At 57.8% G+C, this 23,019-nt stretch carries 21 protein-coding genes; 8 read left to right on the forward strand and 13 right to left on the reverse strand.

Going from position 1 to position 23,019, the window contains the following annotated elements:
- Window positions 1-357: 357 nt before the first annotated feature.
- From treR to nrdG, 5 genes are all read left to right on the forward strand, one after another.
- Complete coding sequence (gene treR, locus M8014_RS15165; protein WP_271283239.1) at window positions 358-1,305, forward strand: trehalose operon repressor TreR; 948 nt, start codon at window positions 358-360, stop codon at window positions 1,303-1,305.
- Between the two features lie 126 nt (window positions 1,306-1,431).
- Window positions 1,432-2,850 (forward strand): PTS trehalose transporter subunit IIBC, encoded by a 1,419-nt coding sequence (gene treB, locus M8014_RS15170; RefSeq protein WP_271283340.1) that lies wholly within the window; start codon window positions 1,432-1,434, stop codon window positions 2,848-2,850.
- 49 nt (window positions 2,851-2,899) lie between these two features.
- A complete protein-coding gene (treC, locus tag M8014_RS15175; RefSeq protein ID WP_271283240.1) occupies window positions 2,900-4,555 on the forward strand; it encodes an alpha,alpha-phosphotrehalase in 1,656 nt (551 codons plus the stop codon).
- Between the two features lie 369 nt (window positions 4,556-4,924).
- Complete coding sequence (gene nrdD / locus M8014_RS15180) at window positions 4,925-7,063, forward strand: anaerobic ribonucleoside-triphosphate reductase (protein WP_271283241.1); 2,139 nt, start codon at window positions 4,925-4,927, stop codon at window positions 7,061-7,063.
- Between the two features lie 262 nt (window positions 7,064-7,325).
- Window positions 7,326-7,790, forward strand: a complete 465-nt coding sequence (nrdG, locus tag M8014_RS15185) for an anaerobic ribonucleoside-triphosphate reductase-activating protein (protein WP_271283242.1) — start codon at window positions 7,326-7,328, stop codon at window positions 7,788-7,790.
- 11 nt (window positions 7,791-7,801) lie between these two features.
- Here the strand turns inward: nrdG and M8014_RS15190 are convergent, their stop codons facing one another.
- The 11 genes from M8014_RS15190 to pmbA form a co-directional block, all read right to left on the reverse strand.
- On the reverse strand, window positions 7,802-9,712 hold the full coding sequence (locus M8014_RS15190; protein WP_271283243.1) for a BglG family transcription antiterminator: 1,911 nt from the start codon (window positions 9,710-9,712) through the stop codon (window positions 7,802-7,804).
- A gap of 39 nt (window positions 9,713-9,751) precedes the next feature.
- The gene (gene dagF / locus M8014_RS15195) at window positions 9,752-10,492 is read right to left on the reverse strand and encodes a 2-dehydro-3-deoxy-phosphogluconate aldolase (protein ID WP_271283244.1); all 741 of its coding nucleotides are present in this window, start codon (window positions 10,490-10,492) and stop codon (window positions 9,752-9,754) included.
- Entirely contained in the window at window positions 10,489-11,607 is a 1,119-nt protein-coding gene (locus M8014_RS15200) for a DgaE family pyridoxal phosphate-dependent ammonia lyase (protein WP_271283245.1), read from the reverse strand. The genes dagF and M8014_RS15200 overlap by 4 nt, the downstream gene beginning before the upstream one ends.
- Window positions 11,591-12,724 carry an amidohydrolase/deacetylase family metallohydrolase gene (locus tag M8014_RS15205; RefSeq protein WP_271283246.1) on the reverse strand — a complete coding sequence of 378 codons (1,134 nt, stop codon included), beginning with the start codon at window positions 12,722-12,724 and terminating at the stop codon, window positions 11,591-11,593. The genes M8014_RS15200 and M8014_RS15205 overlap by 17 nt, the downstream gene beginning before the upstream one ends.
- A gap of 42 nt (window positions 12,725-12,766) precedes the next feature.
- A complete protein-coding gene (locus M8014_RS15210; protein ID WP_271283247.1) occupies window positions 12,767-13,408 on the reverse strand; it encodes a DUF4310 family protein in 642 nt (213 codons plus the stop codon).
- 13 nt (window positions 13,409-13,421) lie between these two features.
- On the reverse strand, window positions 13,422-14,198 hold the full coding sequence (locus M8014_RS15215) for a DUF4311 domain-containing protein (protein WP_271283248.1): 777 nt from the start codon (window positions 14,196-14,198) through the stop codon (window positions 13,422-13,424).
- Between the two features lie 21 nt (window positions 14,199-14,219).
- Complete coding sequence (locus M8014_RS15220; RefSeq protein ID WP_271283249.1) at window positions 14,220-14,519, reverse strand: DUF4312 family protein; 300 nt, start codon at window positions 14,517-14,519, stop codon at window positions 14,220-14,222.
- A 2-nt stretch (window positions 14,520-14,521) separates the two neighbouring features.
- Window positions 14,522-14,884, reverse strand: coding sequence for an SFCGS family glycine-rich protein (locus M8014_RS15225; RefSeq protein WP_271267962.1), 363 nt, complete (start codon window positions 14,882-14,884; stop codon window positions 14,522-14,524).
- A gap of 10 nt (window positions 14,885-14,894) precedes the next feature.
- A complete protein-coding gene (locus M8014_RS15230) occupies window positions 14,895-15,233 on the reverse strand; it encodes a glycine dehydrogenase (RefSeq protein ID WP_271283250.1) in 339 nt (112 codons plus the stop codon).
- A 311-nt stretch (window positions 15,234-15,544) separates the two neighbouring features.
- Window positions 15,545-15,931 (reverse strand): cytochrome b562, encoded by a 387-nt coding sequence (gene cybC, locus M8014_RS15235; RefSeq protein WP_271283251.1) that lies wholly within the window; start codon window positions 15,929-15,931, stop codon window positions 15,545-15,547.
- A gap of 54 nt (window positions 15,932-15,985) precedes the next feature.
- Window positions 15,986-17,338 (reverse strand): metalloprotease PmbA, encoded by a 1,353-nt coding sequence (gene pmbA, locus M8014_RS15240; protein ID WP_271283252.1) that lies wholly within the window; start codon window positions 17,336-17,338, stop codon window positions 15,986-15,988.
- 95 nt (window positions 17,339-17,433) lie between these two features.
- On the opposite strand from pmbA, the gene yjgA reads away from it, so the two are divergent.
- Entirely contained in the window at window positions 17,434-17,985 is a 552-nt protein-coding gene (gene yjgA / locus M8014_RS15245) for a ribosome biogenesis factor YjgA (protein ID WP_271283253.1), read from the forward strand.
- A gap of 100 nt (window positions 17,986-18,085) precedes the next feature.
- Here yjgA and mpl read toward each other — a convergent pair whose 3' ends face one another.
- Window positions 18,086-19,459, reverse strand: a complete 1,374-nt coding sequence (gene mpl, locus M8014_RS15250; protein WP_271283254.1) for a UDP-N-acetylmuramate:L-alanyl-gamma-D-glutamyl-meso-diaminopimelate ligase — start codon at window positions 19,457-19,459, stop codon at window positions 18,086-18,088.
- 178 nt (window positions 19,460-19,637) lie between these two features.
- Between mpl and fbp the strand changes: the two genes are divergently transcribed.
- On the forward strand, window positions 19,638-20,636 hold the full coding sequence (gene fbp / locus M8014_RS15255; protein ID WP_271283255.1) for a class 1 fructose-bisphosphatase: 999 nt from the start codon (window positions 19,638-19,640) through the stop codon (window positions 20,634-20,636).
- A 447-nt stretch (window positions 20,637-21,083) separates the two neighbouring features.
- Window positions 21,084-21,437 (forward strand): helix-turn-helix domain-containing protein, encoded by a 354-nt coding sequence (locus M8014_RS15260; protein WP_271283256.1) that lies wholly within the window; start codon window positions 21,084-21,086, stop codon window positions 21,435-21,437.
- On the opposite strand, the gene M8014_RS15265 is transcribed toward M8014_RS15260, so the two are convergent.
- Entirely contained in the window at window positions 21,412-22,980 is a 1,569-nt protein-coding gene (locus tag M8014_RS15265; protein ID WP_271283257.1) for a methyl-accepting chemotaxis protein, read from the reverse strand. The two genes, M8014_RS15260 and M8014_RS15265, sit on opposite strands and share 26 nt — an antisense overlap.
- Between the last annotated feature and the right edge of the window lie 39 nt (window positions 22,981-23,019).

Raw genomic sequence — 23,019 nt, forward strand, 5'->3', positions numbered from 1 at the left:
GCAGTTGATCCTTCAGGCGTGGCAAAGCCGTACCTGAGAGGCAATAGAGTTTATGCAGGGACGTCAGAACGTCACTGCCTCACGTGTCCGGCAAGGCAGTGAAAGCAGGCTTACCGGATAGTACGGGTTCTCCACAGGGGGAGAGGGGTGGGATCGGGATCCATACAGCCTCCGGTAAGTTAAAATCAGGATGTCGGCGCGCAATATAGGGATTTAGCCGTACCCTTTGTGCCGATTCGGGCGATATGATAGTCCTCGTCAACTAAACCGAACGTAAACCAGACTTTACCCATTGTTAATCGACCCGCCCGATTTAGGCTTACGGGTTACTTATCGTCGCGTCACAGGGAATCAAGCATGCAGAACCGCCTTACCATCAAAGATATCGCGCGCTTAAGCGGCGTGGGGAAATCCACCGTGTCGCGGGTGTTGAACAACGAAAGCGGCGTCAGCCAGCGCACCCGTGAACGCGTTGAGGCGGTGATGGATCAAAACAGCTTCTCCCCTTCCCGCTCGGCGCGCGCCATGCGTGGCCAGAGCGACAAAGTGGTGGCGATCATCGTGACCCGTCTGGACTCGCTGTCGGAAAATCTGGCCGTCCAGACCATGCTCCCGGTGTTTTACGAGCAGGGTTACGATCCGATCATGATGGAAAGCAAGTTCTCGGCGCAGATGGTGGAAGAGCATCTCGGTATGCTGCAACGGCGCAATATCGACGGCGTGGTGCTGTTTGGGTTTACCGGCATCGACGAGACGACCCTCGGCCCGTGGCAGCCTTCCCTGGTGCTGCTGGCGCGCGATGCCGCGGGCTTTGCCTCCGTGTGCTACGACGACGAAGGGGCAATTATTACCCTGATGCAGCGCCTGTACGACAGCGGCCACCGGCATATCAGCTATCTGGGCGTGCCGCACAGCGACGTCACCACCGGACAACGACGCCACGATGCCTATCTGGCCTTCTGCAAACAGCACGCCCTGCCGGTGGTGGCCTCGCTGCCCGGTCTGAGCATGAAGCAGGGCTATGAGCAGGTCGCCAGCGTGCTGACCCCACAGACTACCGCCCTGGTCTGCGCCACTGATACCCTGGCTCTTGGCGCAAGTAAGTACTTACAAGAGCAGCGCATCGACAGCCTGCAGCTGGCGAGCGTGGGGAACACCCCGCTGATGAAGTTCCTGCACCCGGAGATCATCACCGTCGATCCGGGCTACGCCGACTCCGGACGCCAGGCCGCCGCGCAGCTGATCGAGCAGATTAACGGTCGCAGCGAACCGCGCCAGATCGTCATTCCCGCCACCCTGTCCTGAGCCTCCTGAGAGGCTTTATTGTGATCGCCACCTGATTTCGGGAACGTTCCCATTTTCCGCGTTACGCTGAAAGAGTAGGCTTGCCTCCAGTTCATAACCCCCTCCCATCTGTCATGAGGCTTCATGATGAGTAAAGTGAAACAAACGGATATCGACCAGCTGATCGTGCTGGTTGGCGGACGCGAAAATATTGCCACGGTTAGCCACTGCATTACCCGTCTGCGTTTTGTATTAAACGACCCGGCGAAGGCCGACCCTAAAGCCATTGAAGCGCTGTCGATGGTGAAAGGCTGCTTCACCAATGCCGGGCAGTTCCAGGTGGTGATCGGCACTGACGTGGGCGACTACTACAAGGCGCTGCTGACCACCACCGGCCACTCGTCGGCGGATAAAGAGCAGGCCAAAAAAGCGGCGCGCCAGAACATGAAGTGGCATGAACAGCTCATTTCACACTTCGCCGAGATCTTCTTCCCGCTGCTGCCGGCGCTGATCAGCGGAGGCCTGATTCTGGGCTTCCGTAACGTGATTGGCGATGTGCCGATGAGCGACGGCAAAACCCTGGCGCAGATGTACCCGGCGCTGCAAAGCATCTATGACTTCCTGTGGCTGATTGGCGAGGCGATCTTCTTCTATCTGCCGGTGGGCATCTGCTGGTCGGCGGTGCGCAAAATGGGCGGCACGCCCATTCTCGGTATCGTGCTGGGCGTGACGCTGGTCTCTCCGCAGTTAATGAACGCTTACTTACTTGGGCAGCAGATCCCCGAGGTGTGGAACTTCGGCCTGTTTACCATCGCCAAAGTCGGCTATCAGGCGCAGGTGATCCCGGCCCTGTTGGCCGGCCTGGCGCTGGGGATGATTGAAACCCGCCTGAAGCGCATCGTGCCGGATTACCTCTATCTGGTCGTCGTGCCGGTATGCTCGCTGATCCTCGCGGTGTTCCTCGCCCACGCCTTAATCGGTCCGTTTGGCCGCATGATTGGTGACGGCGTTGCTTACGCGGTGCGTCATCTGATGACCGGCAGCTTTGCCCCGATTGGTGCGGCGCTGTTTGGCTTCCTGTATGCCCCGCTGGTGATCACCGGGGTGCACCAGACCACGCTGGCGATTGATATGCAGATGATCCAGAGCCTCGGCGGCACGCCGGTCTGGCCGCTGATTGCCCTGTCGAACATTGCGCAGGCATCTGCCGTCACCGGCATTATTCTTGTCAGCCGCAAGCATAACGAACGTGAAATCTCGGTTCCGGCGGCGATCTCCGCCTACCTCGGCGTCACCGAACCGGCGATGTACGGCATCAACCTGAAGTACCGCTTCCCGATGCTGTGCGCGATGATCGGCTCCGGCCTCGCCGCGCTACTGTGCGGTCTGAACGGCGTGATGGCCAACGGGATTGGCGTCGGCGGCCTGCCGGGCATCCTCTCGATTCAGCCAACCTTTTGGCAGGTGTTTGCGATGGCGATGGCCGTGGCGATTATCGTGCCGATGGTGCTCACCACCGTTGTTTATCAGCGCAAGTTCCGTCAGGGCGCGTTGCAGGCGGTTTAATCTTCTTCGGGGCGCAGTTGCGCCCCCTTCGCATTTGCAGGAACGCATTATGAATACCCTTCCCCACTGGTGGCAAAACGGCGTGATCTACCAGATTTACCCGAAGAGCTTCCAGGATACCACCGGGCGCGGCACCGGTGATTTACGCGGCGTAACCTCGCGTCTCGACTACCTCAAAACCCTCGGTATCGACGCCATCTGGCTGACGCCGTTCTATATCTCTCCGCAGGTGGATAACGGCTACGACGTGGCCAACTACACCGCCATCGATCCGGCTTACGGCACCCTCGACGATTTCGACGAGCTGGTCGCCGGGGCGCACCAGCGCGGGATCCGCATCGTGCTGGATATGGTGTTTAACCACACCTCCACCCAGCACGCGTGGTTTCGCGAGTCGCTGAACCCAACCAGTCCGTACCGCGAGTTTTACATCTGGCGCGACGGCACCCCGGACCAGCTGCCGAATAACTGGCTCTCCAAGTTTGGCGGCAACGCCTGGCGCTGGCACGCGGAAAGCGAGCAGTATTATCTGCATCTGTTTGCCCCCGAGCAGGCGGATCTGAACTGGGAAAACCCCGAGGTGCGCGCCGAGCTGAAAAAAGCCTGCGAGTTCTGGGCCGATCGCGGCGTGGACGGTCTGCGCCTCGACGTGATCAATCTGGTGTCGAAGGATCAGGATTTCCCGGACGATTTACTGGGCGACGGCCGCCGCTTCTACACCGACGGGCCGCGCATTCACGACTATCTGCAGGAGATGAGCCGCGACGTCTTTATCCCACGCAATCTGATGACGGTGGGCGAGATGTCCTCCACCCGCCTGGAGCATTGCCAGCAGTACGCCGCGCTCGACGGGCGTGAACTGTCGATGACCTTTAACTTCCACCATCTGAAGGTGGATTACCCCAACGGGGAGAAGTGGACCCGGGCCAAACCGGACTTTGTGGCGCTGAAGGCCCTGTTCAGCCACTGGCAGCAGGGGATGCACAACCAGGCCTGGAACGCGCTGTTCTGGTGTAATCACGATCAGCCGCGCATCGTCTCGCGCTTTGGCGACGAGGGGGAATACCGCGTCCCGGCGGCCAAAATGCTGGCGATGGTGCTGCACGGGATGCAGGGCACGCCCTACATCTATCAGGGTGAAGAGATTGGCATGACCAACCCGCACTTTACCCGCATCACCGACTACCGCGACGTGGAAAGCCATAATATGTTCGCCGCCCTGCGCGCTCAGGGCCGGAACGCCGACGAGCTGCTGGCGATCCTCGCGAGTAAATCCCGCGACAACAGCCGCACCCCGATGCAGTGGGATGCGTCCCCTGGCGCCGGGTTTAGCGCAGGCGAGCCATGGATTGCTCTGTGTGAGAACGCCGGGTCCGTCAATGTGGACGCGGCCATCAACGATCCCGATTCGGTGTTTTACACCTATCAGGCCTTAATCAGCCTGCGTAAAGCCCTGCCGGTGCTGACCTGGGGGGATTATCAGGATTTGCTCCCGGAGAGCCCGTCCCTGTGGTGCTATCGCCGCCAGTGGCAGGGCCAGACGCTGATGGTAGTGGCGAACCTGAGCCGTGACTGTCAGCCGTGGCAGCCTGACGCCGTGGAAGGCAGCTGGCAGGTGGTGATGAGCAACTATGCTGAAGTGTCTCCGCAGCCTGGTGCCATGACCCTGCGCCCGTTTGAAGCGGTGTGGTGGCAGCAGTCTTAACCGCAATTGCCGGACAGCATCTGCTTTCCGGCACAGACTTTTTTTGCTGAAATCAACCTGTTTCTGCCCTGAAACAATTTACAAATCGCCGATCGCCCGCCCTCTGTACACTTCGTTTTTTACTTTGTTCTGAATCAAAAAAATCGCAAACAAGTTTGATGCAAATCACTATATATAGAACTTAGAATGCACGCCGACCCAACATGTTGTATTTCACGTCTACAATTCCTGGAAGATAACCGTAGCCGTGTTGCTGACAACTGTGGATAACCTGGGTCGCAATAACAAGATTCCTCGAGCGGGTCGGCCGTTACGCGCCGCGCCCGTTTCTGTCCCTCTGTGGATAACCTGTTTTTATATGGAGTGATCATGACACCGCATGTGATGAAACGAGATGGCTGCAACGTGCCTTTCAAATCAGAGCGCATTAAAGAAGCAATTCTGCGTGCAGCTAAAGCAGCGGGAGTCGATGACGCAGATTATTGCGCCACCGTCGCAGAGGTGGTCAGCCAGCAGATGAATGACCGCAGCAAAGTGGACATTAACGAGATCCAGACAGCGGTCGAAAACCAGCTGATGTCCGGCCCGTACAAGCAGCTGGCGCGCGCCTACATTGAATATCGCCACGACCGCGATATCGAGCGTGAAAAGCGCGGTCGCCTGAATCAGGAGATCCGCGGCCTGGTCGAGCAGACCAACTCCGCCCTGCTCAACGAAAACGCCAACAAAGACAGCAAAGTGATCCCGACCCAGCGCGACCTGCTGGCCGGTATCGTTGCCAAGCATTATGCCCGCCAGCATCTGCTGCCGCGCGACGTGGTGCAGGCCCACGAGCGGGGTGATATTCACTATCACGATCTCGACTATTCACCGTTCTTCCCGATGTTCAACTGCATGCTGATCGACCTGAAAGGCATGCTGACTCACGGCTTTAAGATGGGTAACGCCGAGATTGAACCGCCAAAATCAATCTCCACCGCCACTGCGGTGACCGCGCAGATCATCGCCCAGGTCGCCAGCCATATCTATGGCGGCACCACTATCAACCGGATCGATGAAGTACTGGCCCCGTTCGTTACCGCCAGCTTTACCAAGCATCGCCGCGTGGCCGAAGAGTGGCAGATCCCGGATGCGGACGGTTACGCTCACTCCCGCACCGAAAAAGAGTGCTACGACGCGTTCCAGTCGCTGGAATATGAAGTGAACACCCTGCACACCGCCAACGGCCAGACCCCGTTCGTGACCTTCGGCTTTGGGCTGGGCACCAGCTGGGAATCACGTCTGATCCAGCAGTCCATTCTGCGCAACCGTATTTCTGGCCTCGGCAAAAATCGCAAAACGGCGGTGTTCCCGAAGCTGGTGTTTGCCATCCGCGATGGCCTGAACCACAAGTTCGGCGATGCCAACTACGACATCAAACAGCTGGCGCTGGAGTGTGCGAGCAAGCGCATGTACCCGGATATTCTGAACTATGACCAGGTGGTAAAAGTCACCGGCTCGTTCAAAACCCCGATGGGCTGCCGCAGCTTCCTTGGCGTGTACGAAGATGAGAACGGCGAACAGGTGCACGATGGGCGTAACAACCTGGGCGTGATCAGCCTTAACCTGCCGCGCATCGCGCTGGAAGCCAAAGGCAACGAAGCCGCCTTCTGGAAGCTGCTGGACGACCGCCTGGTGCTGGCACGTAAAGCGCTGATGACCCGTATCGCCCGCCTCGAAGGGGTGAAAGCCCGCGTGGCCCCGATTCTGTATATGGAAGGGGCATGCGGCGTGCGTCTGAAAGCCGACGATGATGTGTCGGAGATCTTCAAAAATGGCCGCGCCTCTATTTCGCTGGGCTATATCGGGATCCACGAAACCATCAACGCGCTGGCGGGCGACCAGCATATCTACGACAGTGAGACGCTGCGTCAGAAAGGGATCGCCATTGTGCAGCACCTGCGCAACGCGGTGGATCGCTGGAAAGATGAAACCGGCTATGGCTTTAGCCTGTACAGCACCCCAAGCGAGAACCTGTGCGATCGCTTCTGCCGCCTGGATACCGCCGAGTTTGGCGTGGTGGACGGCGTGACCGATAAAGGCTACTACACCAACAGCTTCCACCTCGACGTGGAGAAAAAGGTCAATCCGTACGACAAGATCGACTTCGAAGCGGCCTACCCGCCGGTGGCGAGCGGTGGCTTTATCTGTTACGGCGAATACCCGAACATTCAGCACAACCTGAAAGCGCTGGAAGACGTGTGGGATTACAGCTATCAGCACGTGCCGTATTACGGCACCAACACGCCGATTGATGAGTGCTACGAGTGCGGCTTTACCGGTGAATTCGAATGTACCAGCAAAGGCTTCACCTGCCCGAAATGCGGTAACCACGATGCGGCCCGCGTCTCCGTGACCCGCCGCGTGTGCGGTTATCTCGGCAGCCCGGATGCGCGTCCGTTCAACGCCGGTAAGCAGGAAGAGGTGAAGCGCCGCGTGAAGCATTTAGGGAACGGGCAGATCGGCTGAATCTGAGTACGCTTTTCCCCCTCACCCTAACCCTCTCCCTCAAGGGAGAGGGAACCGATCGAGCACATTATTGAGTCCGGCACCGGTTTTCTCCCTCTCCCCGTGGGAGAGGGAACCGATCGAGCACATTATTGAGTCCGGCACCGGTTTTCTCCCTCTCCCCGTGGGAGAGGGAACCGATCAAGCACATTTTTGAGTCCGGCACCGGTTTTCTCCCTCTCCCTGTGGGAGAGGGCCGGGGTGAGGGCATCAGGTTAACACTATGAACTTCCACCAGTATTACCCCGTCGACATCGTCAACGGCCCCGGCACCCGCTGCACCCTGTTTGTCTCCGGGTGCATCCACGAATGCCCCGGCTGCTACAATAAAAGCACCTGGCGCGTAAATTCCGGCCAGCCGTTCACCACCGAAATGGAACAGCGGATCATCGACGATCTCAACGATACGCGCGTCAAGCGCCAGGGGATCTCGCTTTCGGGCGGCGATCCGCTGCACCCGCAGAACGTGCCGGAAATCCTCAGGCTGGTGCAGCGCATTCGCACCGAGTGCGCAGGCAAGGATATCTGGGTCTGGACCGGCTATAAGTTGGATGAGCTGAACGATGCCCAGCGGGAAGTGGTGGATCTTGTCAACGTGCTGATCGACGGCAAGTTTGTGCAGGATCTGAAAGACCCGATGCTGATCTGGCGCGGGAGCAGCAATCAGGTTGTGCATCATTTGCGTTGAGCGCTACTGGCTCAAAACCGACTCAAACTCTCCATCGCCACGCTTTTGAATGCCGCAAAGTCGCGGCAGCCGCAGAGCCGCGTCACCGCCCGTTCGCGCAGGAAGTTGACGAAGATATCGTAGATCGCCATCGCCTCTTCGTATTCGCTTTTGCTGATCGCCAGCAGGAAGATGACGTGGGCGGTTTCATCTCCCCACTGAATGCCGTGCGGCGCGAGGACGGTGTAGACCACGGTTTTTTGCGCCAGCAGGCCGAGGGAGTGCGGTAGCGCGATACCGTCGCCCAGCAGGGTGCTGACGATGGCTTCACGCTCAACCACCGAATCGAGAAACTCTGCACCGACAAAGCCCTCGTCCTGTAGCTGAGCGCACAGCTCCTGGAACAGCGTCTGCTGGTCGATGGGTTGCTCGATGAGGCGAAAATGGCTGGCGTCGAAGTACTTCTCCAGCATCCACGGACGGGTTCTGTCCACCAGCACCAGCTTACCAATCTGCTCCAGCTGATACTCGGTGGGGAACGGGGCGATGGTCACCACCGGCTTGGCCTTTTCGGCGATCCGCGCGGTAGAGATCACGAAGTCCTCGCTGATGCTCTCCATCAGCTCGTATTCCCGCAGGGTCAGGGTACGGCTGACCTCCACCTGCGGGTATTTGCGCTGCAATACCGCCTCGATCATCCGCACCATCGCATTCCCGGCGTCGCACACCAGCAGCACCCGCGGCTGGCGCTGATAGCCGATGTTGTAATGGCGCTCCAGCCCGACGCCGATGTGCAGCACCAGGAAACCAATTTCGTTTTCACTGATCGCATACGGGGTGTATTTCCCCCAGCCCGACACCGCTGCCAGGGTCATGTCCCAGGCCATCGGGTAGTGCTGCTTGATGTTATCCAGCAGCGGATTAGGGATCATAATCTGATAGCGCACGCGGGTGATCATGGTTTTTATATGGGTCAGTAAATCGGCGTGCAGCTGGGTATCGCTGAGCAGGTTGTAGTTATATTGCGTGTTGATGTAACGCAGGATGTAGTTCACCAGCGCCTCTTCATCATCGGCGTTAATCGCACTCGGGGAGATCTCCTGCACCTGACGGGCGGCAATATGCACGCACAGCCAGTTCTCTTCCGAAGGCGAGAGCGTTTTATCGGCCAGTTGAGCGATGGCGCTGGCGATGTCCCGCGCGGCATCGCGCACGTTGTCGGCCACCTCCTCTACACTGAACTCCGGCAGCGGATAGCCTTCGCTGATGCGCCGCACCGACACCGCGCAGTAAAGACGTAAAAACAGCTCGCCTTCATCGGTCAGGCGAATTTGGTGGCGGGTACAGGTCTCGTGCAGCACCCGCACCAGCTGTTCAGGCACCCCGGCGTTGAGCGCCACTTCGGTGACCAGCGGATTCAGGCTGTCCTGCTGGGCCAGTTTCCACAGCAGGTCGGTCAGGCAGGCGCGGATCGCCATCTCGCTGCCAAACAGCTTCATACCGTGGCGCGGGCGGGTCTCCAGCGTCAGATGATAGCGCTGGAACCACTCCCGCACGTCTGCCATGTCGCTTTGCAGCGTGGCGCGGCTGATAAACCACTCATCGGCCAGATCTTCCAGCTTGAGCGAAAAGGCCGCCGTGAGAAAACGCACCACCAGATAATGCACCCGCTCCGGGCCGCTGCGCGGGATGCGTATTGCCCGGGGATGTGCGTCCTGCAGCAACTGATAGCGGGCGACATCGTCGATTTTAAGCTGATAGCCATTACCCCGGCTGAGGATAAACTGCACCCCGTGATCCGCCAGCAGCGCATTCAGGGCGGTAATATCTGCCCGGACGGTGCGCGTGGATACCGACAACCGTTGCGCCAGCTCGTCCTGAGGCAGCGTTTCGTTTTGCAACATCTCATACAGTTGCGCTAAACGCGGGTTCGCAAATCGCACGTCGGTATCCTTTTAGGGCTCAGAGTTGGAGGGCAAAAACTACTTTACCCACTTCTTCGTCATGTCCAGCAGCGTTCGCACATCTTCCGGGCGGGTGTTGCCGCTGGCGCTGTCGATAATTGAACTATAGATATGCGGAATGATTTTGCTTACGCCCGCCTCCAGCGCAATGTGCAGGATTTCTTCGTAGTTTTCCAGATCGATGCCGCCGGTTGGCTCCAGCCAGAAGTCATGACGGGCGCAGGCCTCGGCCACCGCCTGGTATTCATCACGGCATTTCAGGCCGCCCATCGGGAAGTATTTGATCGAACTGCCGCCAAAATCTTTCAGCAGGGCAATCGCCGTCTCCACCGGCACTATGCCGTCTGGCGCGGTGCTGCTAAGCGGCCCGGTGGAGATTTTCACCAGACCCGGCGTGCCGGTTGGCGACACCAGACCATTCACCACCGAGTCGTTCTGGCCGAGCAGCGCGCGGCTGGTCGCCACGCCGGTGAAGACCTGGTTAACGTGCTGGGGCTGCACCTGGCGGGCGATTTCGCTCACCATCGCCGACTGGTTCGGATCGCCCGCACCCAGCCCGACGGAGAGGGCGTTATCGATAAGCGCCGCGTACTCGCGCATATCTGCCACTGCGCTTGCCACGTCCGGGTAATTTTTAGAGAGCACACCCACCAGCACATGGCCTTCTGCCGCCTCATAAATGGCGCTGGCATTGGCTTTGGAGCCGGCCAGCACGTTCAGGCAGACGCGGTCACGGTAAAAATTGGGGGTCAGTTTCATGCCTGTTTCTCCTGTCCTAACACTTCGCTGATGCGGCGATAGACAATGTTCAGTTGGTCAGCGTTAACGCTGCGCACGTCCGCTTCGATGATCCCTTCGTTGGCTTTATACCCCCGGAAGTAGATAGCGTATTCACCCTGCTTGAGCAGGCTGACCAGCTCGCCGGTGCCGATGCCGGTCACACCTTCGTTGAAGGCGATCTCCGCCCGGGCAATATCACGCCCGGCGCTGTCCCACACCACGCGGGCGGTCACACCGTTGAGGGTATTCAGCGCGTCGATAAATGGCGTCATCTTCGCCACCATCTCCGCCCCACTCTCTTTGGTCGCCGTCAGGTAGTGTTCAATGGCGCAGGTCAGGCCGAGAATGCCCTCTTTGCCCACTTTCATCGCCCGGCCAATGCCCGCCGTCTGGCGCTTCACCCACTCAACGTACTGGGTTTTACCGATCACCAGCCCGCTGGTGGGTCCTTCAATTGCCTTCGCGCCGCTGTAGATCACCAGGTCCGCGCCGGAGCGGTAGTAAACGTGCAGATCTTCTTCGGCCGCTGCATCGACGATTAAGGGCAGGTTGTGTTTACGCGCCACGACGGCCGCCTGCTCTACGCTGAGCATGCTTTTCTGCACGCAGTGGTGGGATTTGATATACAGGATCGCCGCCGTGCGCGGGGTGATCGCCGCCGCCAGCTGATCGGCGGAGCATTCGTTGGCGTAGCCCGCTTCCACCAGCCTGCCGCCGCCCAACGCCACCATCGAGCCCACCGGGGCACCAAAGTTGACGTTATGGCCTTTCGGCAGCACGATTTCGTTATTCTCAATCGGGGTGACGTGCAGGTTTTCCAGCAGCCAGTCGCTGTCTTTCACCAGCACCGCCGCCACCGACTGGGCAATGCCCGCCGAAGCACAGGAGACGACGGTTGCCCCTTCCACGTCCAGCAGGTTAGCAATGTACTCCCCGGTTTTGTTGACCAGATCCTTCATCTCGAAGTACTGGTTCATGCCGTCCATCGCCGCCTGCACCACTTCCGGACGCGGGGTAGAGACGCCCAGCGCCGTCATGCGGCCCGAGGTATTAATGACCTGTTTTAAATGGTATTTCTCATAAATCGAAGACATGTTCCGTTCTCCCTTGTTCGGTCATGTAGCCCTTGCCCGCCCGAATGGCGGCCAGCGGCACCAGAATATGTTCAGCCTGCAGGCTGTCGTTGTCAGCATCCACCAGCAACGTCGGCTGGCGTTTAATCGTGAACAGCGTCAGATCGGCATCCAGCCCCGGCTGAATGCGCCCTTTACGCGCCAGGTGCAGGCCGTCGGCAGCGTGGGCGGTGACGCAGTCAATCACCTGCGGCAGCGACAGGCCAATGGCGAGGAATTTCGACATCACGCTCGCCAGACTGCCCACCGGGCCGTTAAGGCGGTTGCGGCAGTAAATATCCGAGCTGATGGTGTGCGGCAGAATGCCCAGCGCGATGGCGCGCTTCGCCACCTCAAAGCTAAAGCTCGCCGTACCGTGGCCGACGTCCAGACGCACGCCACGCTTAAGCGCACGGGTGACGGAGGCACGCAGCTCGCCGGTCGGGGTCAGAATGCGGTTGGGTTTGCCGTTATAGCAGTGGGTAATGATGTCGCCGGAACTCAGCAGATCGGCAATCTCATCGAGGTTCGGCGGGTTGTTGCCGATGTGCACCATCAGCGGCAAATCGCCGTTGGCTTTTTGCATCGCTTTGCCGCGCTCCAGCGGGGTAATACCGTTATCGCCCACCACGCTGCTGCTCATACGCGCTTTCAGGCCGACGATAAAGTCCGGGTGACGGGCCACCGCCTGCTGCACCGCCCCGGCGTCGATATTGTTCATGTCCGCCAGCTCGTTCTGGGCAATCAGCCCCACCCGGGAGATGTTCAGCAGGGCATAAACCTCGGTGGCCGCCTGGCGGGTAATGGCATAGAAATCATCCACGTCGTCGGCCCCGGTGCTGCCCGCATCAACCACGCTGGTGATGCCGGTGGCAATACCGACGCTGTCCGGCTCATCAAAGTAGATGGGGGAGTTCGGGTAGCAGTGGACGTGGGAATCAATCCAGCCTGCGCTGACGTACGTTTCCCCGTTCAGCTCAACGGTGCGATGTGCGGGATCGGTGATGTCGCCAACCGCCGCAATCTTCCCGTCCTGAATGGCGATATCGGTCAGGGTATCGTCGGTGAGGCGCGCACGGCGCAGGAGTAAATCAAACATACAACTCTCCTGTTGAAGCGGGCGCCGAAGCGCCCGTTGAGATTAGATCGCCACCGGGAACAGCGAACCGAGGATCATCGCCCCAAGGATCGCACCGCCGGTAATCGGCTTCTGCCAGAGGTAGAACAGCAGGGCACCCACCAGCGAACCGATGCCGATAGGAATCGAGGCGGTCATCGCGCTGAGGATAATCAGTGGCCCGAGGAAGCGGCCGGAGGCGTTACCGGCCCCCATCATCACGTCTGCCCCGTAGGTGGAGTCGCTCTGGTTGATGGTGAACTTACGCGCCAGAATGATCAGGTAGCCAATCGCCAGACCAATCACCAGGCCGGTCACTAACGAGGCCGCGAAGTTGGCCACCGGGAAGACAATGCCCGCCCCCAGCAGCAGCGCCGGAACCCCAAGGCCGACCCCGGTCTGGATGGCCCCGCCGATATCGAGGATCCCTACCAGCGAGCCTTCGATAATGCGTGCAAACAGGAAGCTGGCACCGAACGCCGCCACCGCGCCGTACACGCCGGTGTCGATACCAGCTTTCAGCATCGCCACGAAGGCCACTTCGTTAAACGCGCCGATGCCGTACAGGTAGTACATGTGCGTCCCGGCGAACACGCCGGAAGAGAGCAGGCCAACGAAGATCGGGAACGACCAGTCGGCATACCAAAAACCTTTATTCTGTTCCATTGCGAGGCTCCTGTTACTTGCCGCTGAGCGAGTTATGGATCATGTCGAGCCAGTTCGGCACGGTCAGATGGAAGGATTCGATCATCTTCATGTCGAAGCCGCGGAAGAAGCCGCTCAGGACGAACAGCACTACGATGGCGCCCATCATCACTTTGGTGATACGGTTCCAGCCGCTCTCTTCCACGCCTTTGCCGATCAGAATGCCCAGCACCAGACCCGGCACGGCGTTACCCATAATCAGCTGCGCTGCGCCGCCAAACACGGTGGCCCAGAAGCCCGATTTTTTGCCTGCGTCAATCGCCGCCAGCCAGAAGATCACCGGCATCACCGTGTTAACCAGCAGATTCGCCGCCGGAACCAGCACCTTCACTGCCGTCACCTGCAGTGCCGCTGGCACCGAGGAGGCTGTCAGGTTCAGGAAAGTGACCACCAGCATGCCGATCACGCCGCAGGCGATGGCCATTTTCTTCGGATCGTGCAGCGTCTCGCCGACGTTGCGGTTTTTCAGCATCAGTGCCGCGGCACCCCAGTTAGGGATGATGCGATGGTCCACGTCCTGGGTGAACGCACCCGCCGCCACCGACGAGGCCCAGGCGTTAAAGAAGAATCCCAGACCGAAGGAGAAGTGAGAAGCCGGATCGCCTTCACAGGAGTTCAGCTCCCCCAATGTACGAAACGCGCCCATACCTTGTGTGGTAGGCGCATGAAACATGCGTGCAGCCCCGGCACCCACACCGACGCCAACCAGGCCGCCGATGATGAGCGATTTTATTAAAATTATCAGGAACATCTGTCTGCCCTTTTAGTCATTTCAGCGTTGCGTGACAAAATCGACCTTATCAAGGTTGATGGCGGTCACGTTGACGGTCACGTCCAGCTCCACGCTGTAGGTGCGTCTTTCCCGGCGCAAAAAGAAAAACAAAAATGCCTCTTTGCGTACCGCTTCTCGCGCATGAATAACCTGCACGTCCTGTGGCTCTATGCGCAGTAGGATATGGGGCGAGGCTTTCATCACCTCAGCCTGTACGTGGTTCAGTGCGTCAGCAAAGGCGCGGGCTTTCGCCTCGCCTTTGCCGCTCACTCTCACCCTGGTGGTGAATTGTTCTTTCATGCTTATGCGCCGTACTTCTTCTGCCACGCCAGCACCAGACGCTCGCCCAGCTCTTCTTTGTCCATAAAACCAAACCCGAGCACGTTGTTGCCTTCGTTGATGGCGGTGACGCCCTCTTCCACGGAACGCATACCGTATTTCGCTTTGTAGCCGTGCTTCGTCTGGGCGGTGATAGCACCCGCGCCGCCGCTGCCGCAGAAGGAGATACCGAAGGTGGCGTTTTCGGCTTTCATCACGTCACCCAGCTTCATGTCTGCCGCCACGCCCGGTACCACCACCGCACGGCCGCCCGCTTTTTCAACGCCTGCGGCCACTTTCTGCCCTTTACCCAGGCGATCGCCAATAACGACTGTAATCTGTTCCATCTTGTGCTCCTTAAAGGTTATCTTTCGCGACTTCGAAGTGAACGGAGAGCAGCCAGGCCTCTTCATCAGGAAGATTGCCAAACTGGGCCACCACTTCGCGGGCCAACGACATTGAATCAGGTGAAATTTCGTCAAACAGATCCGCTTCGACCTCCGGTAGCGGCTCGCCGGTCACCGACCGGTGCGCCATCGCCCGAACGTGGGAGGTCAGCATTTGTTCCTGAACGGCATTGGGGAGGATGTGGTGGTCGCCCAGCAGGGCAAAAACCTGCTTCAGCATGGTGTCGGCAAGCTGTTCCGTTTGCGCCGCCTGGTCTCCAACGTCGTTTATTACCGTTCCGTTAATCACTGGTCTTATCCCGTTAATGGCTCTGGAATAAAACTAACGCTGGTGGTTAAGAGTTTGTAGCGAGTTGTTTTCCACTTCGAAGTGGAAAGGGAGGCGGTGCCAGTGATCTGTGCCACATTATTGCGCTGAATATGTATTATCAGCTGGCTTTACGTGATGAATATCACGCTATTCGGCGGCAAATGAAGGGGAGGTAAAGTGGAATCGTTGACCAACGGAGGCACAGAAATGTGATGTGGATAAGGTTTTCTTATTACGTTGCAGCAAACAAAACGGGGGCATGACGCCCCCGTTGATGATGTCGGGTGAGACTAGCGGAACTTTTTGTGGTTTTCGTTGCGCGTGGCGACGAATCCATCAGCCGCGGCCTGGGCTTCTTTCACTTTGCCTTCGCTGGCAAGCTTCAGAGCACCATCAATTTGGCCGACCAGTACGTCAAAACCGTGACGATAGTCTTTCATCTCCGCGCTGTCAGCAGCCTTACCTTCCAGCTTCGGCGGGGTATCCTTTTGCGCATCCAGCGCTGCGGTCCGCATTTTGGTTAAGGCAGATTTCATCTCATCCGCATTATCCGTTTTCTGCACCACCTTCAGGTTATCGCTGAGGGTGTGCATATTGTCTTCCAGATCGGCAGCAAACACCGACGAACTCAGCACCAGCGATGACGCCGCGAGGATAGCTAACAGGTTTTTACGCATTGCTCACTTCCTTTTTTATTATGAAAAAAAAGCGCACCGGAGTGCGCTTGAATGTTACTGGCCGGCGATCTTCATCTCCGGTAACAGCACTGAACCACACTGAATATTGCTACGGGTCTCAATATCGTTGCCGACGGTCACGATATTGCGCCACATATCTTTTAAGTTGCCGGCGATGGTAATTTCGCTCACCGGATACTGAATTTCACCGTTTTCTACCCAGAAGCCGGACGCGCCGCGGGAGTAGTCGCCGGTCACGCCGCTGACGCCCTGCCCCATCAGCTCAGTCACCACCAGCCCGGTGCCCATCTCTTTCAGCATCTGCTCAAAGCTCAGGCCACGGCCAGGAATGCGCCAGTTGTGGATGCCGCCCGCGTGACCGGTGCTTTGCAGTCCCAGCTTGCGTGCGGAATAGCTGGTCAGCAGCCACTGGGTCAGAATGCCGTCCTTGATAATGTCACGACGCTCGGTGCGCACGCCTTCGCTGTCGAACGGCGTCGAGGCCAGCCCTTTCAGCAGGTGCGGATGCTCTTCAATGGTCAGCCATTCCGGCAGGATCTGCGTGCCCAGCGCGTCGAGCAGGAAGGTCGATTTTCGGTAAACCGCACCGCCCGCAATTGCGCCGACCAGATGGCCAAACAGCCCGGTCGCCACTTCATTGGCAAAAATAACCGGTGCTTTCATGGTAGACAGTTTTCGCGGCGCGAGACGGGACAATGTGCGTTTTGCGCACTCTTCCCCTACCCACTCCGGCGACTGCAGATCGCCCAGCGCGCGGCCAATGGTGTAGGCGTAATCACGCTCCATGTCGCCGTTCTCTTCAGCAATGACGCAGCTGGAGAGCGAGTGGCGGGTGGAGCTGTAGCCCTGCAGCATGCCGTGGCTGTTGCCAAACACTTTAATACCGTAATGGCTGTTAAAGCTGCCGCCTTCGGTATTGGTGATACGTTTATCAGCCTTCAATGAGGCCTGTTCGGCGCGGGCTGCCAGTTCGATAGCCTCGTCAGGCGAAACTTCTGCCGGGTGAAACAGATCCAGATCCGGGGCCTCAAAGGCCAGTAATTCTCTGTCTGCCACGCCCGCATAGGGGTCAGGAGAGGTGTAGCAGGCGATATCCAGCGCCGCCTGCACGGTGCGTGCAATGGCATCGGGACTTAAGTCAGTCGACGAGGCGCTGCCTTTACGGTTCTGGTGATAAACAGTAATCCCTAAGGCGCCATCGCTATTAAATTCAACGGTTTCCACTTCACCATAGCGCGTGCTGACGCTGATGCCGGTGGTTTTACTGACGGCGACTTCTGCCCCGTCTGATTTCGCTGACGCCAGCTCAAGGGCCATGGAGACGGCGTTTTCCAGTGCTTTACGCTGCGCTGCAACTTGTGAGATCACTTTCATCGTAAATGCCATAATGTAAGGTGTAGTTAGCTGAAGTCTAACAGAGAACCGTTTCTCAGTACGCGTCTAAACTGGTAACATTAGCCTCTTTTTTTAAGGAGCCTGACATGACTAAGCAGCCCGAAGACTGGCTCGACGACGTTCCCGGTGATGACATCGAAGACGAAGATGATGAGATCATCTGGGTCAGTAAAAGTGAAATTAAACGCGACGCCGAAGAGTTAAAACAGCTTGGTGCGGAGATAGTAGAACTCGGTAAGAACGCGCTGGATAAAATCCCGCTCGATCCCGATCTGCGTGCCGCCATCGAACTGGCACAACGCATCAAGAAAGAGGGCCGCCGTCGCCAGATGCAGCTGATTGGCAAAATGTTGCGCCAGCGCGATGTGGATCCGATCCGTCAGGCGCTGGATAAGCTCAAAAACCGCCACAACCAGCAGGTTGCCCTGTTCCATAAGCTGGAACAGATCCGCGATCGTCTGATTGAGAATGGCGATGATGCCGTAGCAGAAGTGCTGAACCTGTGGCCGGATGCCGATCGTCAGCAGTTGCGCTCGCTGATCCGCAACGCGCAGAAAGAGAAAGAGGCGAATAAGCCGCCGAAGTCCGCGCGTCTGATTTTCCAGTATCTGCGTGAGCTGGCGGAAGCCGAAGCCTAATGCGCTCGCGTTGCGCCTGCTGTTTGCCGGATGGCGGTGTAAACGCCTTATCCAGCTGACAAAAACAAGCCCGGTAAGCGTTGCGCTACCGGGCTTTTTATTACGCTGTCGCGGCGGCTTTCTTCGCCAGCCCGTCGAGCAGCTTCTGATGGATACCACCAAACCCGCCGTTGCTCATCACCAGAATGTGATCGCCCGGCTGCGCGGTTTTCACCACCATCTCCGCTAAGGTATCGACGTCGGCATGCCAGAACGCCGGCTGGATACACGCGTCCGCCACTTCCGCCACCTGCCACGGAATATGCTGTGGCTGCAGCAGGAACACTTCATCCGCACGGCCTAACGACGGTGCCAGGTCATCTTTGCAGATGCCCATTTTCATGGTGTTCGAACGTGGCTCCAGTACCGCCAGGATCCGCGCCGTCCCGCCCACTTTGCCGCGCAGCGCGGCCAGGGTTGCCAGAATCGCGGTCGGGTGATGGGCGAAATCGTCATACACCGTTACGCCGTGGGCTTCGCCACGCAGCTCAAGACGGCGACGGGCATTGATGAAGGTGTCCAGCGCCTTCGCCGCATCGGCAGGCAGCACGCCCACATGACGCGCCGCGGCAATCGCCATCAACCCGTTATGCATGTTGTGTTCACCCACCAGCGCCCATTTCACTTCACCGACTTTTTCGCCATCCAGCAGCACTTCCCACTGGGAAGCATCGTTGGTCAGCTTCTTCGCCTGCCAGTGGCCCTGCTCGCCCACCAGCTCCTGCTCGCTCCAGCAGCCCATCGCCATCGTCTGTTTCAGATTGATGTCGTTTTCCGGCAGGATGATGCGCCCCTGACCCGGCACAATGCGCACCAGATGGTGGAACTGCTTCTGAATCGCTTTCAGGTCGTCGAAAATATCGGCGTGATCGAACTCAAGGTTATTGAGGATCAGCGTTCGCGGACAGTAGTGAACAAACTTGGAGCGTTTATCAAAGAATGCACAGTCGTATTCGTCCGCTTCGATGACAAAGAACGGGCTGTCGCCCAGACGCGCAGAGACCTCAAAATTGCCCGGCACACCGCCGATCACAAAGCCTGGCTGGTAGCCGCAGGCTTCGAGGATCCAGGTCGCCATCCCGGCGGTGGTGGTTTTGCCGTGCGTCCCGGCCACCGCCAGCACCCAGCGGTCGCGCAGCACGAAATCATGCAGCCACTGTGGGCCGGACTGGTACGGAATATTGCGTTCCAGCACTGCCTCTACGCAGGGATTACCGCGCGTCATCGCGTTACCGATGATCACCAGATCCGGCTGCGGTTCGAGCTGGCTGGCATCATATCCCTGAATGAGTTCGATCCCCTGGCTCTCCAGCAGCGTGCTCATCGGCGGATACACATTGGCGTCCGAACCTGTCACTTCATGACCCAGAGCGCGCGCCAGCATTGCCAGGCCGCCCATGAAAGTGCCACAAATCCCCAATATATGAATGCGCATACGTCATAATCCTTCTTCAATGTGGCGCACATTTTACGCATATGTCAGCAGCAGAGGAACGCATTTCAGGAAAATCTGTATCTAGCTGGCGCGATTCACCTCTGCGTAATTATTTGAATGTTTGTTAAGATTGTTTGGCATCAACAACTTTACTCCACATCCAATGCAGGGAAGAGTTATGAAAACGTTAGGTGAATTTATTGTCGAAAAGCAGCACGAGTTCTCTCATGCGACCGGTGAACTCACTGCTTTGTTGTCGGCAATAAAGCTGGGCGCCAAGATCATCCACCGCGATATCAATAAGGCCGGTCTGGTCGATATCCTGGGTGCCAGCGGTGCTGAAAACGTTCAGGGCGAGGTTCAACAGAAGCTCGATCTGTTCGCAAATGAAAAACTGAAAGCGGCACTGCGTGCGCGCGACATCGTTGCGGGGATCGCCTCTGAAGAAGAAGATGAAATCGTCGTCTTTGAAGGGTGTGAACATGCCAAGTATGTCGTACTGATGGATCCACTGGATGGTTCATCTAACATCGACGTTAACGTCTCTGTCGGCACTATCTTCTCCATTTACCGCCGCGTTACCCCAGTCGGCACGCCGGTCACTGAAGAAGATTTCCTGCAGCCGGGCAACAAGCAGGTGGCCGCGGGTTATGTGGTCTATGGCTCCTCGACCATGCTGGTGTACACCACCGGCTGCGGCGTGCATGCCTTTACCTACGACCCGTCGCTGGGCGTATTCTGCCTGAGCCAGGAGCGCATGCGCTATCCGCAGAAAGGCAGCACCTACTCCATCAACGAAGGGAACTACATTAAATTCCCGTCGGGCGTGAAGAAGTACATTAAATTCTGCCAGGAAGAAGATACGCTGACCCAGCGCCCGTATACCTCGCGCTATATCGGTTCCCTGGTGGCGGATTTCCACCGCAACCTGCTGAAGGGCGGGATCTACCTCTACCCAAGCACCGCAAGCCATCCGGACGGTAAGCTGCGCCTGCTGTATGAGTGCAACCCGATGGCCTTCCTTGCGGAGCAGGCGGGCGGTAAAGCCAGCGACGGCAAAGAGCGGATTATGGATATCATGCCGGAAAGTCTGCACCAGCGCCGTTCGTTCTTCGTCGGCAACGATCATATGGTCGACGATGTTGAGCGTCTGATCCGTGAATACCCGGACGCGTAATTTTTAGAATACTATCAGGGGCCTTCGGGCCCCTTTTTCTTATCTGTTGAAATTTTATTACCAGTACTATTATTAACGTCCATCAAATATTTAATAATAACAATTCACATGCTAATTAATTGATAAATAAAAACACCCCGCGCAAAATTTATTAATTTACCCGCGGAATCATACAATACGCCTGGCGATATTTAATGAACTGTACTCTCTCTTCAATGCTGAATCGACTCACGCCATCCGGCGGTGCAGCGGCCCACAGGCGGCATCAATCCATCCCCGCGTAATCAGCTGCATATTCCACCCAACGCCGGGCATTGGCCGCGACCCGGTTTAAAAATATTTATATATTAGTTGGTATAAACACATATAAAAATCTTGCTATCGCGACGGGAAATATTACTTCATCATTACATCATATAAATATTGGTTACTGGGAACTGGTAGAAAATGAAAAATCTCTCGCGTTCATCCACGGGTATTGATCTCAATCTTATTCCTGTTTTTATTGAAGTTGTCAGATGTGGAAGCATGGCTAAAGCCTCTTTACGTCTGAATATGTCCAGACCAGCCGTCAGCCTGGCGCTAAAACGCTTTGGTATGCTGTTTAACGAGCCGCTGTTTACGCGCAAGGGCTTGTTTCTGGAGCCAACGCCGCACGCATTGCTGTTGACCAGCGAGATGGAAAAGCTGCTGGGCTTGATCCACGATCATATCGCCAGCACCCCCGCCAATGGGGAGAGCATTCCAGCGCCTGCGGCGCCGGAATGTGATGAGCCTAGATCCGTTGCATGGACAATTTGAACGACGACATTGCCTCGATAAGCTCGCGGGATTGATCTTCCAGCGAGCGCGTCGCGGCTGAGGATTGCTGCACCAGCGCTGCGTTTTGCTGCGCGGTTTCGTCCATCTGGTTGACGGCAATATTCACCTGCGCAATACCGTGACTCTGCTCCTGCGACGCGTTGGCAATTTCACGCATCAGCTTCGTCATCCGCAGCACTTCGGTGGCAATCTCATCCATGGTTTCACCCGCCTGCTGGGCCAGCTCGCTGCCTTCGCTGACGTGCGACTGCGAGTCGCTGATCAGGGTACGGATCTCTTTGGCCGCGTCGGCGCTGCGGCTGGCAAGATTACGCACTTCACCGGCCACCACCGCAAACCCACGTCCCTGCTCGCCCGCACGGGCGGCTTCCACCGAAGCGTTGAGCGCCAGGATATTGGTCTGGAAGGCAATCCCGTCGATCACGCTGAGGATATCGGCGATGCGGTTGGCGCTGCCGGAGATGTCGCGCATCTTCTCAATCACGTAGCACACCATTTCACTGCCGCGATCGGCAGTGTCAGAGACGGTCTTCGCCAGCAGATGCGCCTGCTCGGCGTTGTCGGCGTTCTGTTTCACCGTGGCGGTGAGTTCTTCCATGCTGGCCGCGGTCTGCTCCAGGGAGGTGGCGGTCGATTCAGTGCGCTGGGCAAGGTGCATGTTGCCTGCGGTCAGCTCCCGGCTGCCGATGTCGATTTGCGAGCTGGCATCACGCACGCGCAGTACCGAGCCCATCAGCGACTGGCGCATCTCTTCGATGGCCGCGTTCAGGCGGTTAAACTCCTGACTTGCCGGGGCATTCAGCGACTGGGTCAGATCCCCGGCGGCCACGTGCTCCAGCTGGGCAATCGAGGCGGAGAGCGGCTTCAGCAGCATATGACGCAGCGCCAGCCAGGCCAGTACGATAATCCCGGCGGTCAGCAGCGCGGCGACAATAATCAGCAGCATCACCCGATTTTTACTCGCCTGCACCGCCGCCACTTCGGCTTTGCCGCGGCTGTCGCTCCAGGTCTGGAAGGCCTGCATGTCATTATCGAACTGACGCGCCACCGGCACCAGGCTGTTCTCCAGCAGATCGTAATAGGCATCGGCGCTCTGCTCGTTGAGCGCGTTCTGCATCGGCACGATCCCCTTCTCGTTATAGGCCGCCAGGCTCGTGGCGACCTTCTTCAGCAGCTGTTCGCCTTCGGGATTGCTCACGCCGCTATCGAAGACGTTTTTCAACGTTTTTTGCGCCAGCGCAATTTCGTTATTGATGTTTTTCACTGATTTGGCGGCATCATCCAGCAGGCCCACCTCCATCATGCGGACGGCCTGACCCGCTTCATTACGCGCGCGCAGGATCAGGGTGTAGCCCGAATTGAGCTGCACCAGTTGTTCACCCTGGAGGTGGTTAATGCGCTCCAGCGAAGAGGAACTTTGTGTGAGGGCATAAATACCGATACCACTGACAAGCAGCAGCAGGAAGGTCATAACGGCCAGTAAAGAAAGCAAGCCGGTACGAATCGATAGCGTTTTCAGCATGATGTAATTTCCGGTAGCGAGATAAATCTGGACAGAATT

Origin of the sequence: Silvania hatchlandensis, assembly GCF_025564065.1 — a bacterium.
GTDB classification, from domain to species: Bacteria; Pseudomonadota; Gammaproteobacteria; order Enterobacterales; family Enterobacteriaceae; genus Enterobacter; species Enterobacter hatchlandensis.

Bases quoted from the DNA above. Each gene is read 5' to 3' on its own strand.
- treR (WP_271283239.1), top strand. From the start codon at position 358: ATGCAGAACCGCCTTACCATCAAAGATATCGCGCGCTTAAGCGGCGTG.
- treB (WP_271283340.1), top strand. From the start codon at position 1,432: ATGAGTAAAGTGAAACAAACGGATATCGACCAGCTGATCGTGCTGGTT.
- treC (WP_271283240.1), top strand. From the start codon at position 2,900: ATGAATACCCTTCCCCACTGGTGGCAAAACGGCGTGATCTACCAGATT.
- nrdD (WP_271283241.1), top strand. From the start codon at position 4,925: ATGACACCGCATGTGATGAAACGAGATGGCTGCAACGTGCCTTTCAAA.
- nrdG (WP_271283242.1), top strand. From the start codon at position 7,326: ATGAACTTCCACCAGTATTACCCCGTCGACATCGTCAACGGCCCCGGC.
- dagF (WP_271283244.1), bottom strand. From the start codon at position 10,492: ATGAAACTGACCCCCAATTTTTACCGTGACCGCGTCTGCCTGAACGTG.
- M8014_RS15200 (WP_271283245.1), bottom strand. From the start codon at position 11,607: ATGTCTTCGATTTATGAGAAATACCATTTAAAACAGGTCATTAATACC.
- M8014_RS15205 (WP_271283246.1), bottom strand. From the start codon at position 12,724: ATGTTTGATTTACTCCTGCGCCGTGCGCGCCTCACCGACGATACCCTG.
- M8014_RS15210 (WP_271283247.1), bottom strand. From the start codon at position 13,408: ATGGAACAGAATAAAGGTTTTTGGTATGCCGACTGGTCGTTCCCGATC.
- M8014_RS15215 (WP_271283248.1), bottom strand. From the start codon at position 14,198: ATGTTCCTGATAATTTTAATAAAATCGCTCATCATCGGCGGCCTGGTT.
- M8014_RS15220 (WP_271283249.1), bottom strand. From the start codon at position 14,519: ATGAAAGAACAATTCACCACCAGGGTGAGAGTGAGCGGCAAAGGCGAG.
- M8014_RS15225 (WP_271267962.1), bottom strand. From the start codon at position 14,884: ATGGAACAGATTACAGTCGTTATTGGCGATCGCCTGGGTAAAGGGCAG.
- cybC (WP_271283251.1), bottom strand. From the start codon at position 15,931: ATGCGTAAAAACCTGTTAGCTATCCTCGCGGCGTCATCGCTGGTGCTG.
- pmbA (WP_271283252.1), bottom strand. From the start codon at position 17,338: ATGGCATTTACGATGAAAGTGATCTCACAAGTTGCAGCGCAGCGTAAA.
- yjgA (WP_271283253.1), top strand. From the start codon at position 17,434: ATGACTAAGCAGCCCGAAGACTGGCTCGACGACGTTCCCGGTGATGAC.
- mpl (WP_271283254.1), bottom strand. From the start codon at position 19,459: ATGCGCATTCATATATTGGGGATTTGTGGCACTTTCATGGGCGGCCTG.
- fbp (WP_271283255.1), top strand. From the start codon at position 19,638: ATGAAAACGTTAGGTGAATTTATTGTCGAAAAGCAGCACGAGTTCTCT.
- M8014_RS15260 (WP_271283256.1), top strand. From the start codon at position 21,084: ATGAAAAATCTCTCGCGTTCATCCACGGGTATTGATCTCAATCTTATT.
- M8014_RS15265 (WP_271283257.1), bottom strand. From the start codon at position 22,980: ATGCTGAAAACGCTATCGATTCGTACCGGCTTGCTTTCTTTACTGGCC.